The sequence below is a fragment of the Bordetella genomosp. 1 genome, assembly GCF_002261335.1.
Taxonomy (GTDB): domain Bacteria; phylum Pseudomonadota; class Gammaproteobacteria; order Burkholderiales; family Burkholderiaceae_B; genus Bordetella.
In genome coordinates, this window is sequence record NZ_NEVL01000003.1 from 502,373 (window position 1) to 517,670 (window position 15,298).

12 protein-coding genes are annotated in these 15,298 nt (G+C 71.0%); 9 read left to right on the forward strand and 3 right to left on the reverse strand.

Features of this window, described 5'->3' with window-relative positions:
* Positions 1-44 precede the first annotated feature (44 nt).
* The 4 genes from CEG14_RS10780 to CEG14_RS26350 all read left to right on the forward strand — a co-directional run bounded on the left by CEG14_RS10780 (position 45) and on the right by CEG14_RS26350 (position 7,624).
* Positions 45-1,223, forward strand: coding sequence for an efflux RND transporter periplasmic adaptor subunit (locus CEG14_RS10780; RefSeq protein ID WP_256985637.1), 1,179 nt, complete (start codon positions 45-47; stop codon positions 1,221-1,223).
* Positions 1,220-4,285, forward strand: a complete 3,066-nt coding sequence (locus CEG14_RS10785) for a multidrug efflux RND transporter permease subunit (RefSeq protein WP_094826363.1) — start codon at positions 1,220-1,222, stop codon at positions 4,283-4,285. The genes CEG14_RS10780 and CEG14_RS10785 overlap by 4 nt, the downstream gene beginning before the upstream one ends.
* Entirely contained in the window at positions 4,282-7,386 is a 3,105-nt protein-coding gene (locus CEG14_RS10790; protein WP_094826364.1) for an efflux RND transporter permease subunit, read from the forward strand. The genes CEG14_RS10785 and CEG14_RS10790 overlap by 4 nt, the downstream gene beginning before the upstream one ends.
* Positions 7,387-7,468: 82 nt before the next feature.
* Entirely contained in the window at positions 7,469-7,624 is a 156-nt protein-coding gene (locus CEG14_RS26350; RefSeq protein WP_179280582.1) for a hypothetical protein, read from the forward strand.
* 26 nt (positions 7,625-7,650) lie between these two features.
* On the opposite strand, the gene CEG14_RS10795 is transcribed toward CEG14_RS26350, so the two are convergent.
* Positions 7,651-8,547: a LysR family transcriptional regulator gene (locus CEG14_RS10795; protein WP_094826365.1), complete on the reverse strand. Its 897-nt coding sequence runs from the start codon at positions 8,545-8,547 to the stop codon at positions 7,651-7,653.
* Between the two features lie 170 nt (positions 8,548-8,717).
* On the opposite strand from CEG14_RS10795, the gene CEG14_RS10800 reads away from it, so the two are divergent.
* The 4 genes from CEG14_RS10800 to CEG14_RS10815 all read left to right on the forward strand — a co-directional run bounded on the left by CEG14_RS10800 (position 8,718) and on the right by CEG14_RS10815 (position 12,246).
* Positions 8,718-9,836: an NADH:flavin oxidoreductase/NADH oxidase gene (locus CEG14_RS10800; protein ID WP_094826366.1), complete on the forward strand. Its 1,119-nt coding sequence runs from the start codon at positions 8,718-8,720 to the stop codon at positions 9,834-9,836.
* Positions 9,837-9,996: 160 nt separating this feature from the next.
* On the forward strand, positions 9,997-10,767 hold the full coding sequence (locus CEG14_RS10805; protein WP_094826367.1) for a glutamine amidotransferase: 771 nt from the start codon (positions 9,997-9,999) through the stop codon (positions 10,765-10,767).
* Between the two features lie 19 nt (positions 10,768-10,786).
* Positions 10,787-11,422, forward strand: a complete 636-nt coding sequence (locus CEG14_RS10810) for a DUF2625 domain-containing protein (protein ID WP_094826368.1) — start codon at positions 10,787-10,789, stop codon at positions 11,420-11,422.
* A 143-nt stretch (positions 11,423-11,565) separates the two neighbouring features.
* Entirely contained in the window at positions 11,566-12,246 is a 681-nt protein-coding gene (locus tag CEG14_RS10815; RefSeq protein WP_373454188.1) for an ankyrin repeat domain-containing protein, read from the forward strand.
* Positions 12,247-12,255: 9 nt separating this feature from the next.
* Here the strand turns inward: CEG14_RS10815 and CEG14_RS10820 are convergent, their stop codons facing one another.
* Positions 12,256-13,026 carry an SDR family oxidoreductase gene (locus CEG14_RS10820; protein ID WP_094826369.1) on the reverse strand — a complete coding sequence of 257 codons (771 nt, stop codon included), beginning with the start codon at positions 13,024-13,026 and terminating at the stop codon, positions 12,256-12,258.
* Between the two features lie 156 nt (positions 13,027-13,182).
* On the opposite strand from CEG14_RS10820, the gene CEG14_RS10825 reads away from it, so the two are divergent.
* Positions 13,183-14,166 (forward strand): LysR family transcriptional regulator, encoded by a 984-nt coding sequence (locus CEG14_RS10825; RefSeq protein WP_094826370.1) that lies wholly within the window; start codon positions 13,183-13,185, stop codon positions 14,164-14,166.
* A 54-nt stretch (positions 14,167-14,220) separates the two neighbouring features.
* Here the strand turns inward: CEG14_RS10825 and CEG14_RS10830 are convergent, their stop codons facing one another.
* Positions 14,221-15,132: a LysR substrate-binding domain-containing protein gene (locus CEG14_RS10830; RefSeq protein ID WP_094826371.1), complete on the reverse strand. Its 912-nt coding sequence runs from the start codon at positions 15,130-15,132 to the stop codon at positions 14,221-14,223.
* Positions 15,133-15,298 lie beyond the last annotated feature (166 nt).

The window sequence follows — 15,298 nt, forward strand, 5'->3', positions numbered from 1 at the left end:
ACTCTCATTCTTATCATATAGAATACGGGCCGGATCTCCTTTTCATGGTTTTGTCAGCGCAGATGGCCCAGCCCTCCTACGCCGGCCCATCCCGCCATCGCCGCCTCGTGCATGCCGCCCTGCTGGTGCTGGTCGTGCTCGGATTGTGGTTCTGGTGGCGCGCGCCGGGCTCCCCCAAGCCGCCCGGTCGGGCGCAGCAGCCGGTGCCCGTCGAGGTGGCGCGCGTGCGCGCCGCGCCGCTGCAATTGCAGCTCCATGCGCTCGGCACCGTCACCCCGCTCACCCAGGTGTTGCTGCGGCCGCAGGTCGACGGCGAACTGCTGCGGCTGCACTACGCCGAAGGCCAGACCGTGGCGGCCGGCGACCTGTTGGCCGAGGTCGATGCGCGGCCGTTCCGCCTGGCGCTGGCGCAGGCCGAGGGCCGGCTCGCGCAGACTCGCGCGCAGCTCGACAACGCGCGTGCCGACCTCGGCCGCTTCGAGGCGCTGGCGCGGCGCGACTCGGTGGCACGGCAACAGCTCGACGGCGCGCGCACGGCCGTCGAACGCCTGAGCGGCCAGCTCGCGCGCGACCGCGCCGGAGTTGACGAGGCCGAACGCCGGCTGTCGCACACCCGCATCGTGGCGCCGCTCACGGGCCGCATCGGCCTGCGCCGCATCGACGCCGGCAACCACGTGCGCGCCGCCGACGCCACGGGCCTCGCCACGCTGGTGCAGATGAGCCCGATCTCCGTCATGTTCAGCGTGCCGGACTCGCGGCTGGACCTGCTGCGGCAGGCGCTGGGCCGCGCCGGCACGCTCGAGGTCGAGGCCTGGGACGCCGACGACCGCCGCGTCGTGGCGCGCGGCGCGCTCACCGCGCTGGACAACCGCATCGCGGCCGGCAGCGGCACCGTGCGGCTGCGCGCCCACTTCGACAACGCCGCCGGCACGCTCTTCCCCAATCAGTTCGTCAACATCCGCGTCACGCTGGTGCAGGAAGACCAGTCCCTGACCGTGCCGGCCGCGTCGGTGCAGTACGGCGCCGAGGGCCCGTACGCCTATGTGATCGACGCCGAAGACAAGGCGCGCCGCAAGCCGATCGCCGTGGGCCTGGCCAGCGGCGGGCGCATCGCGGTGACCGACGGCCTGGCGGCCGGCGAGCGCGTGGTGGTCGAGGGTGTGGACCGCCTGAACGAAGGCCGCGCCACACGGGTGCTGGCCGAGCAGGAACCGCAATCATGAGTCTCTCGCGCCCCTTCATCCTGCGCCCGGTCGCCACCAGCTTCCTGACGATCGCGCTGCTGCTCTCGGGCATCCTGGCCTGGCGCATGCTGCCGGTGGCCGCGCTGCCGCAGGTCGACTACCCCATCATCCAGGTCACCACCGCCTACCCGGGCGCCGGGCCGAACGTGATGGCGCGCGCCGTGACCGCGCCGCTGGAGCGGCGCCTGGGCCAGATCCCCGGCCTCAAACAGATGGCCTCGTCGAGCGGCGCCGGGGTGTCGGTGATCACCTTGCAGTTCGCCCTCACCGTGCCGCTGGGCGCGGCCGAGCAGGAGGTGCAGGCCGCCATCAGCGCCAGCGGCAGCCTGCTGCCCGACGACCTGCCCGCCCCGCCGGTCTACCGCAAGGTCAATCCGGCCGACGTGCCCATCCTCACCCTGGCCGTGACCTCCGACACGATGCCGCTGCCGGAGGTGCACGATCTGGTCGACACGCGCATGACGCAGCGCCTCTCGCAGCTCTCGGGCGTGGGCATGGTGAGCGTGGCGGGTGGCCAGCGTCCGGCCGTGCGGGTGCAGGTCAACCCGATGGCGCTGGCCGCGCGCGGCCTGCAGCTGGCCGACGTGCAGGAGGCGATCAACAAGGCCAACAGCAACCAGCCCAAGGGCAGCTTCGACGGGCCGGTGCGCTCGGTCATCATGGACGCCAACGACCAGCTCCAGAGCGCCGACGAGTACCGCGACCTGATCGTGGCCTGGCGCAACGACGCGCCGGTGCGACTGGGCGACGTGGCCCGCATCGAGCACGGCGCCGAAGACCGCTACCTGGCCGCCTGGGTCGACCGCCAGCCCGCCGTCCTCATCAACATCCAGCGCCAGCCCGGCGCCAACGTGATCGAGGTGGCCAACCAGGTGAAGGCGCTGCTGCCGCAACTGACGGCCTCGCTGCCCGCGGCGGCCCGGCTGCAGGTGCTGACCGACCGCACAGAAAGCATCCGCGCCTCGGTGCGCGGCGTGCAATGGGAGCTGATGTTCGCCGTCGGCCTGGTGGTGATGGTGACCTTCCTGTTCCTGCGCAACCTGCCCGCCACGCTGATCCCGAGCCTGGCCGTGCCGCTGTCGCTGATCGGCACCTTCGGCGTGATGCACCTGGCGGGCTTCTCCACCAACAACCTCACGCTGATGGCGCTCACCATCGGCGCGGGCTTCGTGGTGGACGACGCCATCGTGATGCTGGAGAACATCGCGCGCTACCGCGAACAGGGCATGAACCGCCTCGCCGCCGCGCTCAAGGGCGCCGGCCAGATCGGCTTCACGCTGGTGTCGCTGACGCTCTCGCTCATCGCCGTGCTGATCCCGCTGCTCTTCATGGAGGACGTGGTGGGCCGGCTGTTCCGCGAGTTCGCGATCACGCTGGCGGTGGCGATCCTGATCTCGCTGGCAGTCTCGCTCACCCTCACGCCGATGATGTGCGCCTACCTGCTGCCCGACCATGCCGAGCGCCGGGACGGTGTGATGGACCGCCTGCAGGCCTGGTACGGCCGCTGCCTCGATGCGACGCTGCGCCACCAGAAGCTCACGCTGCTGGTGATGCTCGCCACCGTGGCGCTCACCGCCCTGCTCTATCTGGCGGTGCCCAAGGGCTTCTTCCCGGTGCAGGACAGCGGCGTGCTGCAGGGCGTGACCGAGTCGTCGCAGAGCGTGTCGTACGCCAGCATGGCGCAGCGCCAGCAGGCCATGGCCGCCGCCCTGCTCGACGACCCGGACGTGCAGAGCCTGTCGTCCTTCATCGGCGTGGACAGCATCAACACCACGCTCAACACCGGCCGGCTGCTGATCAATCTCAAGCCCTGGCGCGAGCGCAGCGCGCCGCTGGACGCGATCATCGCCCGCCTGAACCAGCGTGCCGCCGGCGTGGCGCACATGCAGTTGTATCTGCAACCGGTGCAGGAGCTCAACATCGAAGACCGCGTCGGCCGCGGCCAGTATCAGTTCACCCTCACCTCGCCCGACGGCGCGCTGCTGTCGCACTGGACCGATGCCCTGCTGCGCGAGCTGGCGGGCTCGACGGTGCTGGCCGAGGTCTCGGCCGACCTGCAGGCCGGCGGCCGCCAGGCCTATCTGCAGGTGTCGCGCGACACCGCCGCGCGCCTGGGCCTGACCATGGACGACGTGGTGCAGGCGCTCTACAACGCCTTCGGCCAGCGCCAGATCGCCACGCTCTTCACGCAGTCGAACCAGTATCGCGTGGTGCTGGAGATCGACCGCGCGCTCGCCGCCGACCCGCAGGCGCTCGAACGCGTCCACCTGCAGACCGCCGCCGGCCAGCCGATTCCGCTGTCCGCGCTCGCCACCGTGGTGGAACGCGCCGCGCCGCTGTCGATCAGCCACCTGGGGCAGTTCCCGGCGGTAAACCTGTCGTTCAATCTGCAGCCGGGCGCGTCGCTGGGCGAGGCGGTGCAGGCGATCGAGGCCGCGCGCAGCGCCATCGCCATGCCGGCCAGCGTCGAGCTGCGGCTGCAGGGCGCCGCCGCCGCCTTCGAAGCCTCGCTGTCGAACACGCTCTGGCTCATGCTCGCCGCCGTGGTCACCATGTACCTGGTGCTGGGCATGCTCTATGAGAGCGCGATCCACCCGGTCACGATTCTCTCCACCCTGCCCTCGGCCACGGTCGGCGCGCTGCTGGCGCTGCTGCTGTCGGGCCGCGCGCTCGACCTGATCGCGGTGATCGGCATCATCCTGCTGATCGGGCTGGTCAAGAAGAACGGCATCATGATGGTGGACTTCGCCCTCGAGGCGGAGCGCCAGCGCGGCCTCGCGCCGCTGGCCGCGATCCGCGAAGCGGCGCTGCTGCGCCTGCGGCCCATCCTCATGACCACGCTGGCCGCGCTGGTCGGCGCGCTGCCGCTCATGCTGGCCAGCGGCTCGGGCGCCGAGCTGCGCCAGCCGCTCGGCCTGGTGATGGTGGGCGGGCTGGTGGTGAGCCAGGTGCTGACGCTGTTCACCACGCCCGCGGTGTATCTGTTCTTCCACCGGCTGGGCCAGCGCAAGCCGGCGGCGGCGCCGGCCCGCCAGCCATGATGCGCGCCCTCGTCAAGCGCCCCGTCGCCTGCGGCTTCTTCGGCCTGGCGCTGGTCCTGCTGGGCATGGTGGCCTGGCGGCTGTTGCCGGTGGCGCCCCTGCCGCAGGTGGACTTCCCCACCATCGAGGTGCGCGCCGAGCTGCCGGGCGCCAGCCCCGAGAGCATGGCCAGCACCGTGGCCGCGCCGCTCGAGCGCGCGCTCGGCAGCATCGCCGGCGTCACCTCCATGACCTCGTCGAGCAACCAGGGCGCGACCCGCGTCTTCATGCAGTTCGAGCTCGACCGCGACATCAACCAGGCCGCGCGCGACGTGCAGGCCGCGATCAACGCGGCTCAGGCCGACCTGCCCTCGGGCATGCCGTCGCGCCCCAGCTATCGCAAGGTGAACCCGTCGCAGGCGCCCATCATGGCGCTCGCGCTCAGCTCTGCCACGCGGCCGGCGGGCGAGCTCTACGACCTCGGCTCGACCGTGATCGCGCAGCGCCTGTCGCAGGTCCCGGGCGTGGGCGAAGTCACGCTCGGCGGCAGCTCGCTGCCGGCGGTGCGCGTGCAGGTCAACCCGAACGCCCTGGCGCATTACGGCGTGGCGCTCGACGACGTGCGCGAGGCCATCGGCGACGCCGCGCCGCTGCAGCCGCAGGGCAGCATCGAGGGCGGCGACGCCCACGCCGCACAGCGCTGGGAGGTCGGCCTGCCCGACCAGCCGCGTACGGCGAGCGAGTACCAGGCCCTGGTGATCCGCCACCAGGACGGCGCGGTGATCCGGCTCGGCCAGGTGGCGCGCGTGAGCGATTCGGTGGAGAACCGCTACAGCAGCGGTTTTCACAACGACAACCCGGCCGTGGTGCTGACCATCAGCCGCCAGCCCGGCGCCAACATCATCGACACCATCGCGACCATCGACGCGGCCCTGCCCGGCCTGCGCGCGCTGATGCCGGCCGACGTGGACCTGACCGTGGTGCTGGACCGCTCGCCCGGCATCAAGGGCACGCTGGCCGAGGCCCATCTCACGCTCGGGCTGGCCACGCTGCTGGTGATCTTCGTGGTGTGGCTGTTCCTGGGCGACCTGCGCGCCGCCGCCATCCCGAGCGTGGCGATCCCGGTCAGCCTGGTCGCCACCTTCGCCGTGATGTATGCCGCCGGCTTCTCGCTCAACAATCTTTCGCTGATGGCGCTCATCGTGGCCGCCGGGCTGGTGGTGGACGACGCCATCGTGGTGCTGGAGAACATCCGCCGCCACATGGAACGCGGCCTGTCGCCGCGGCGCGCGGCGCTGCGCGGCGTGAGCGAGGTGGGCTTCACCCTGATCGCCATGACCGTGGCGCTGGCCGTGGTGTTCGTGTCCATCCTGTTCATGGGCGGGCTGGTGGAGCGGCTATTCCGCGAGTTCTCGATCACGCTGGTGGCGGCCACGCTGCTGTCGCTGGTGGTCGCCGTGGCCATCATCCCGGCGCTGTGCGCCGCCTGGCTGCGACCCGCCCCCGCCGACCGACCGCCGCGCCGACTCGACCGCCTGTTCGAGCGCCTGCAGGCCGGCTACGGCCGCACGCTGGACCGCACGCTGCGCCATCCTCGCATCACGCTGGCCGCGCTGGCCGCCGTGATCGGCCTGAACGTGGTGCTCTACCTGCAGGCGCCCAAGGGCTTTCTGCCGACCCAGGACACCGGCCAGCTGATGGGCTTCGTGCGCGGCGACGACGGGTTTTCGTTCCAGGTGATGCAGCCCAAGATCGACGCCTACCGCCAGCTGGTGCTCAGGCACCCGGCCGTGCAGGACGTGATCGGCTACAACGGCGGCAACCTCGGCATCAGCAATTCGCTGTTCCTGATCCGCCTGAAACCGGCCTCCGAACGCAAGCAGAGCTCGCAGCAGGTGATCGACTGGCTGCGCGCCAACGAGCCCCAGGTCGCGGGCGGGATGTTCTTCATCAACGTGGACCAGGACCTGCGCATGCCCGGCGGCTTCGACGCCTCGGGCGACCACGAGCTCGCCATCCTGAGCAGCAACGTCACGCTGCTCAACCAATGGGCGCGCACGATTTCCAAGGGCATGCAGGACATGCCCGAACTCGAAGGCGTGGACGCGGTCGGCGACGCCGCCACGCAGCAGGTGCTGATCACCATCGACCGGGTGGCGGCGCAGCGCCTGGGCGTGGACATGCAGACCATCGCCAGCGTGCTCGGCAACTCGTTCTCGCAGCGCCAGGTCGCCACGCTCTACGACGCCATGAACCAGTACCGCGTGGTGCTGGAGCTGGACCCGCGCTACACCGAGGATCCGGCCGTGCTCGAACGCGTGCAGGTGCTGGCCGCGGACGGCCGGCGCGTGCCGCTCACCGCGTTCGCGACCTACGACTACGGCATGGTCAACGACCGCGTCTATCACGACGGCATGTTCGCGGCCACCGGGGTGGGCTTCTCGCTCGCCCCCGGCGTGTCGCTCGAACAGGGCCTGGCCGCGATCGACGCGAAGATGGCCAGCCTGATGGTGCCGAGCGAGATCCAGACCCGCCTGGGCGGCAGTGCCCGCAGCTTCCAGAAGGCGCTGCAGGACCAGCCCTGGCTGATCCTGGCCGTGCTGGTCGCGATCTACCTGGTGCTGGGCATCCTGTACGAAAGCCCGCTGCACCCCCTCACCATCCTCTCGACCCTGCCTTCGGCGGGCATCGGCGCGCTGCTGGCGCTGCGGCTGGCCGACATCGAGTTCACGCTGATCGCGTTGCTCGGGCTGTTCCTGCTGGTGGGAGTGGTGATGAAGAACGCGATCCTGATGATCGACTTCGCCCTCGCCCTGGAGCGGCGCGAGGCGCTCTCGCCCGAGGTGGCCATCCACCGGGCCGCCCTGCTGCGGCTGCGGCCGATCGTGATGACCAACCTGGCCGGCCTGCTCGGCGCCCTGCCGCTGGTGCTGGGCCTGGGCGAAGGGTCGGAGCTGCGCCGCCCGCTCGGGGTGGCCATCGTGGGCGGCCTGGCCATCAGCCAGTTCCTCACGCTCTACACCACGCCGGTGGTCTATCTGGCGCTGGACCGGCTGCGCCTGGCCCGGGCGCGTCGGCGCGCCACGGCTGCCCCCGCCGCGGCACCGGATTCTCTACCCTGACGGGAACCTGAACGCATGATCGCGGTCTCATCGAGCCCGGCGCCGCACTCCTCGCGGCGCGGGTCCCTGGAGTGTCACGATCATGTTCGGATTCGGTATTGCCCTGGCCCTGCTCGCGCTGTCGAGCTTTTATGCGGCCTGGAGTTCACGCGGCGAGGGTTGCGCCCGGCGCGACGTCATGGCGCTGGGCGGCGTCGGCGCGGCCAGCTCCCTCACCAGCCTGCCCTTCCTGCTCTGAAACCGGGCGCCTGGACGCCCCGGCGTTCAGGCCGCCCGCCGCGTCTGCGACGGCTGCGCCATGCAGCCATGCAGGTACTCGATCACGTGGCGCGCGCGCACCGACATCGGCCACTCGGCACGATGGATCCACCACAGCGTGTCGGCCACCGGCGGACCGCAATCGGCCACCTCCAGCGCCTCCTGCCGCGCATAGCAGAGCCGCGCGTGCTGCGGAATCACGGTAAAGCCCAGCCCGCGCGCCACCGGCTCCAGCAGCAGCGCCACCTGGTTGCTGTAGCCATTCACGGGCAGGCTGCGCACGCCCGGGTTGCCCGGAAACCGGCGCGACAGCAGCCGCGTCGCCATCGCCTGGCCATCGGGATGATCGATGAAGCCGAGCCGTTCCAGGTCGGCCCAGTGGTGCGGGCACTGGCCGGCCGGCACCACCAGCTCGAGCGGCTCCTCCATGAAGGGCTCGGCCACCAGGCGCGGATCGTCGGGCTTGAGCGTGACCAGGCCGATCTCGTAGTCCTTGCTCAGCACGCCGTCGAGTGCTTCCTGGTCGGGCGCGAAGCGGTGCCGCACGGCCAGCCCGGGCCGCGACTGCTGGAAATCGAGCAGCAGCGGATAGAGCGCCAGGCCGATGCTGCCCGGCGTGATGAGGCTCACCTCGCCCTTGCAGGCGTCGGCATCGGCCAGCCGGCCGTGCAGGCGGCGGTCGGCCTGCTCCAGCTCGTTGCAGTATTCCAGCAGCGCCATGCCCGCCGGCGTGAGCTCGATCTGGCGCGTGCGGCGGATCAGCAGCGGGCCCAGCTCACCCTCGAGATGGCGGATGTGCTGGCTCACCGCGGCCTGGGTCAGGTCGAGCCGCTCGGCCGCGCGGGTGAAGCCGCCCGTTTCCGCCACGGTGCGGAAGGTATTGAGCCATTGCGTGTTCAACATAAGGGATATTTATCAAATCCATAAGCTTTGATTAGTTCCAATATACCCTGGGCCGGCCTAGACTGCGTGCACCGCAGGCAGGAATGTTGCACCGCGCCAACCTGCCGCACGCCCAACCCCGGGGGCCGCCGCCGTGCGCCTGCCCCCGTAGCAACGAGTCGATGATTCCCATGAGTACGCCCGCCCTCTTCACCCCGTTCACCCTCAAGGACGTGACGCTGCGCAACCGCATCGCCGTCCCGCCGATGTGCCAGTACAGCGCCGTCGACGGCCTCACCAATGAATGGCACCAGGTCCATTACCCGTCGATCGCCCGCGGCGGCGCCGGCCTGGTGATCGTGGAAGCCACCGCCGTCGCGCCGGAAGGCCGCATCACGCCGGACTGCACCGGCCTGTGGAACGACGCGCAGGCCGAAGGCATGGCCCGCATCGCCGCCAGCATCAAGGCCGCGGGCGCCGTGCCCGGCATCCAGATCGGCCATGCCGGCCGCAAGGCCAGCGCCAACAACCCCTGGGAAGGCGACGACCACATCGCCGACGGCGACCCGCGCGCCTGGCAGCCCGTGGCCCCCTCGGCCATCGCCTACGGCGCCGGCCTGCCCAAGGTGCCGCGCGAGATGACGCTGGCCGAGATCGAGCGGACCAAGGCCGATTTCGCCGCCGCGGCGCGCCGCGCCCGTGATGCCGGCTTCGAATGGCTGGAGCTGCACTTCGCCCACGGCTACCTGGCGCAGAGCTTCTTCTCGCCCCACAGCAACCAGCGCACCGACCAATACGGCGGCAGCTTCGACAACCGTGGCCGCTTCCTGCTCGAAACGCTGGCCGCGGTGCGCGAAGTCTGGCCCGAGAACCTGCCGCTGACCGCGCGTTTCGGCGTGATCGAATACGACGGCCGCGACGAAGAGACGCTGGCCGAATCGATCGAACTCACGCGCCGCATGTGCGATGGCGGGCTGGACCTGCTGAGCGTGAGCGTCAATTTCGTGATCCCGCAGACCCAGATTCCCTGGGGCCCGGCCTTCCTCGCCCCGGTCGCCGAACGCGTGCGCCGCGAGGCCGGCCTGCCGGTGGCTTCGGCCTGGGGCATGGACGCGTCGGCCGATGCCGAGCGCATGGTCGCCCGCGAGCAGCTCGACCTGGTGATGGTGGGCCGCGCCCACCTGGCCAACCCGCACTATGCCTACCGCATGGCGCAGGAGCTCAAGCTCGACCGCCCCGACTGGATCCTGCCGCCGCCCTACGCCCACTGGCTCGAGCGCTATCGCGGCCCCGCCAAGGTCGCGCGCTGACGCGCGGGGCACGGCACGACCCGGCCGAGGATGCCGCGCTTTGGCGCGGCATTTTTCTTTGGTCCACGGCGCGCGCGGTGGCACGGCGTTTTGGCTATAGTGCCGGCTTTGCCCGGCGCGCCGCGCATGCGCGCCCGGCCCGTCCTGTCGAGGTCATCCGGTGCTCATCATCCAGGCCGGCACGGCGCCCGCGGTCATCCGCGACGCCTGCGGCGACATTTCCAGCTGGTTCCGCCTGGCGCTGGCGCCCGTTGCCGGCGAGGTGCGCGTCGTGCGCGTGTTCGACGGCGAGCCCCTGCCGCCGCCCGATCCCGCCGTGCCCGCCGTCATCACCGGATCCTGGGCCATGGTGACCAACCGCCATCCCTGGAGCGAGGCCACCGCCGAGTGGATCCGCCAGGCCATGGCCATCGAAGCGCCGCTGCTGGGCGTGTGCTACGGCCATCAGCTGATGGCGCACGCGCTGGGCGGCGAGGTCGACTACCACCCGCGCGGCCGCGAACTCGGCTGCCACACGGTGACGCTGGCCGATGCGGCGCGCAACGACAGCCTGCTCGGCCGCCTGCCGCCGGTGTTCCGCGCCCATCTCACGCACGAACAGAGCGTGCTGCGCGTGCCGGCCGGCGCCCGGGTGCTGGCGTCGTCCGCTCACGATCCGCACCAGATCCTGCGCTACGGTCCGCGCGCGCTGTCGACCCAGTTCCATCCCGAGTTCACGCCGGCGCTGCTGCGCGCCTGCATCGCCCGGCGCGCCGATGCCCTGCACGGCGAAGGGCTGGACCCGCAGGCCATGATGGACGCGGCCGAGGAGGCGCCGCACGCGCGCGCCATCCTGCTGGATTTCGCCACGCAGTCGCGCAGCGCGCCGGCGCCGACGGCGGCGTGGGACCCCGGCATACCGGTGGCCGGCATGCCGGTGCCTGCCTGCTGATTCAGGTAGGCTTACGCGCATGAAACCGCTGCACGAACTGATCAACACGACCGAACCCGCCCTGCCGCTGCTCCGCCAGTGGGCCGACGAATCCGCCGTCACGTGCGAGATCCTGCCGCCCTCCGAACGCCGCGACACGGTGTTGCTGGGGCTGCAGGTCACCACCCGCTCGCCCCTGGGCGCGGTGGCGCACGACACCGGCGGCCTGCTGATCGATCACGGCTGGCTGCGCGTGCTCGGCTCCGGGCATGCGCGCCTCACGCGCGACCTGCTGTCCTGGAACGAGACCCGCGGCCAGGGCCTGCTGCTGGTGGCCGACGACGCCGCGGGCGGCTTCTTCGCGCTCAACGGCGGCGCCTTGGGCGACGATGCGGGCGCGCTCTATTACTGGGCGCCCGATTCGCTCGAATGGGAGCCGCTCGAGATCGGCTACGGCGACTTCCTGCAATGGGCGCTGAGCGGCCGGCTGGCGCAGTTCTACGCCGACCTGCGCTGGCCCGAGTGGCAGGCCGAGGTCGCCGCCTTGCCGGGCGACCAGTGCATGAGCTTCTTTCCGTTCCTGTGGTCGCGCGAAGGCGCGCCGGCCACGAGCGCGCGCAAGCCGGTGCCGGTGGCCGAACAGTACGCGTTCAACCTCGAACAGGGTGGCACCTAGCCCGCGCGCCTATCAGCATCACGCCGGCGGCGCATCGCCCGGCGGGCCGGCCCGCGCAGCGGGTTTGCTACAGTCTCGCAACGCCGCGCCGGCCGCCTCGACCCCGAGCCGCGGCCCGGCCGCCCCGCCATCGAGGAGACCCCGTGCGCCGCCTGACCCCGCTGTCCAGCCTGTTTTCCGCCCTCTGCCTCGCGCTCACGCTGGGCGCCGCCACGCCGGCCGGCGCCGAACCGCAGCCCGAGGCGCTGCTGGCGGCCGCGCGCCTCGGCGACAACGACGCGGTGCGCACGCTGCTGCGCGCCGGCACTGCCATCGATCCGCGCGACGCCGCCGGCAACACGCCGCTGCTGCTGGCCACCGCGAAAGGCCACACCACCACCGCGCTGGTGCTGATCGAGGCCGGCGCCGACGTCAACCTGAAGAACGACATGCAGGACAGCGCCTATCTGCTGGCCGGCGCGCGCGGCGAGCTCGACATCGTGCGCGCCACCATCGAGCACGGCGCCAATCTCAAGAGCACCAACCGCTACGGCGGCACCGCGCTGATCCCCGCCTGCGAGCGCGGCCACGTCGCCACGGTGAAGCTGTTGCTCGAGGCCGGCGTCGACCCCGACCACGTCAATCGCCTGGGCTGGACCGGCCTGCTCGAAGCCATCCTGCTGAGCGACGGCGGGCCGCGCCACCAGGAGATCGTGGCCCTCTTGATTGCGCACGGCGCCGACGTCAACCTGCCCGATGGCGACGGCGTGAGCCCGCTCACCCACGCGCGCCAGCGCGGCCACACCGCCACCGCCCGCCTGCTGGAGCAGGCCGGCGCACGCTGAGCGGCGCGCTCACTGCCCCTGCCGGGTCGGCATCACCACCACCTGCTGCAGATTGACCCGCTTGGGCAGACCGGCCAGGAAGCCGACCACCTCGGCCACGTCTTGCGGCTGCAGGAACTCGATCTGCTCGCCGGCCTGCGTCAGCCAGTCGAGCGCGCCCTGGAAGGTCACGTGATCCTGCAGCTCGGTCGCGACGATGCCGGGCTCGATCATCGCCACCCGGATGTTCTTCGGACCCAGCTCGATGCGCAGGTGGCGCGTCAGGTGGCTCACATAGGCCTTGGTGGCGCTATAGGTGGCGAAGTACGGAAACAGGCCCTGGGCGCAGATCGACGAGGTGTTGATCAGGTCGGCCGGCGCGCCCTCGGCCGCGGCCTGCGCCAGTTGCGGCACGAAGGCATGGATCACGCGCATCACGCCAGTCACGTTCAGATCGATCTGTTGTTCCCACTCCGCCAGCCGGCGGTCTTCGATCGCGCCGGGCAACATCACGCCGGCGTTGTTGAACACCAGGTCGGCGCGGCCCCATTCGGCGGCCACCCGCGCCGCCGCCGCGTCCACCGAGGCCTGGTCCGTCACGTCCGTGGCCAGCGCCATGGCCTGGCCGCCCGCGGCCTCGATCTCGGCCACGGCCTCGGCCAGCCGCTCGGCACGGCGCGCCAGCAGCGCCACGCGTGCGCCGCGCGCCGCCAGCAGCCGCGCGCTGGCCAGGCCGATGCCGCTGGACGCGCCCACCACCACGGCCACGCGGCCGGCCAGATCCTGATTGATTGCGTTCATGCTGATCTCCCGTTGGGTTGTCGCGCCGCGATGCGCAGCGCCATGGTGCGAACTTTAGGCAGATCCACTCATCTCCAGTAGTTGGCCAACAGGCAAATCATTCACAACCGAAAGTTGTCATAATGGAGGCCTCTTCCGTTTGCCGGCGCGACAGCCATGAACGAACTGCGTGCGATATCGATCTTTGTGCGGGTGGCCGAGCTCGGCAGTTTCAACCAGGTGGCGCTATCGCAGGGCATGACGCCACAGGCGGTGAGCAAGAGCATCCGGCAGCTCGAACACCACCTCGGCCAGCGGCTGTTCCATCGCACGACCCGCAGCAACACCCTCACCGAAGACGGCCAGCGTTTCCTCGAGGCGGTCAAGCCCCGGCTCGATGCGCTGCAGCGGGTGCTGACCGGCGCGCGCCAGGCCAGCGGCGACGAGCAGGGCCTGGTGCGCATCGGCGCGGCCACGCCGGTCGGCCGCAAGGTGCTGATGCCGCTGCTGCGGGCATTTCATGCGCGCCATCCGCGCATCGAGGTCGAGCTGGTGCTCGACGAAAAGTTCTCGGACCTCGTGGCCGAGCGCATCGACGTGGGTTTTCGTGCCGGCAGCGCGCCGGAGGCGCAGGTGGTCACGCGCCAGCTGTTCCCGATCCAGGACATCGTGTGTGCGGCGCCGGCCTATCTGCGCGAGGCCGGCGTGCCGGCCGATCTCGACGCGCTGGCCGGCCACCGTTGCACCGGCTACCGCAGCCCCACCACCGGCCGGCTGCTGCCCTGGGAATTCAAGATCGACGGCATGACGGTCTATCGCAACGTCACGCCGGTCTTCTGCGCCAACGAGCCCGAGACCGAAATGGAGGGCGTGCTGGCCGGCTTCGGCATCGGCCTGATCGACAGCATCAATGCCGTCGGCCGGCTGCGCGCCGGCGAGCTGGTGCCGCTGTTCACCGACCGGGTCAACGACAGGCGCGGCCTGCACATCTGGTATGCCAACCGCAGCAACATGCCGCGGCGCGTGCGGCTGTTCATCGACTTCGCCCTCGAACGCCTGCTGGACAGCACCGACTACACCCTGTCCGCGGCCGAGCTGCGCACGCTGGAGCGCAAGGGGCTGGCGGCCGTGCGCCGCGGCGCCGGCAGATCGGACGGATGAAGCATCGAGCGGTGCAACGGTCTCGCCGCGCGCCGGCCGCGTGACGGTGCGGCGTCACACCCCCGCCTGCGCGGCGATCTCGGCCTGGGCGGTGACCCAGTCGCGGAACTGCGCCAGCGGCGGATAGCCGGCGCGGTCCTCGCGGTAGATCAGGTAGTAGCCGAGCGGATCGGGCATCTCGCCCGCCATCGCGATCCGCACGGTGCCCGCGCGCAACTCCTCCTCGACGAAGTCGCGCGGCACCAGCCCCACGCCGATGCCGGCGATCACGGCCTGGATCAGGTGCGAGGTCAGCTCGAAATCCGGGCCCGGCCGCAACTGGTTGGCGGGGATCCCGCGCGCCGCGAACCAGCGCGTCCAGTTTTCCGGCCGGGCCTTGACCCGCAGCAGCAGATGGCGCGCCAGGTCGCGCGCCGCCGCATGCGGGCCGCCGGCCTGCAGCGCCGGGCTGATGATGGGCACCAGGTGCTCGTCCATCAGCAGATGCGCGCGGCATCCCGGCCAGGTGCCGTCGCCCACCGCGATGTAGGCGTCCATGCCCGAGCGCTCCAGGTCGACGTGGCCCACCCGGGAATGGATGTGCACCTGCACCTGGCCGTAGCGCTTGTAGAAGTCGCTCAAGCGCGGCAGCAGCCATTTGGTGCCGAAGATGGGCAGCACCGCGAGGTGCAGCGCGCCCGCGCCGGGCCGGAACGCGATGGCCTGCAGCGTGGCGTTGCGCACGCCCGCGAGGTGATGCGACAGCTCGCGCTGGTACATCGCGCCTACCTCGGTGAGCGCGATGCGGCGTCCGGTGCGCTCGAACAGCGCCACGTCGATCAATGCCTCCAGCGCCTGCACCTGCTTGCTGATGGCGCTCTGGGTGGTCGAGAGCTCATGGGCGGCGCGCGTGAAGCTCTGGTGGCGGGCGGCGGCCTCGAAGGCCAGCAGCAGCGACATCGACGGCGTGAGCTTGCGCGGATTCATTCCATTTACTCCTGAAAATCCCGAAAAAGCTTCGTTTGCCGGGAGCCTGCACCACGCCGCAGAATACAGGAAATCGCTGCCGCGCCGCCCGAGCCCCGGGCGCACACGCACGAGGCCATATTCTGCCGGCTCCTGTATCGAGCCGACCGGCCCGTGCCGGCAGCCC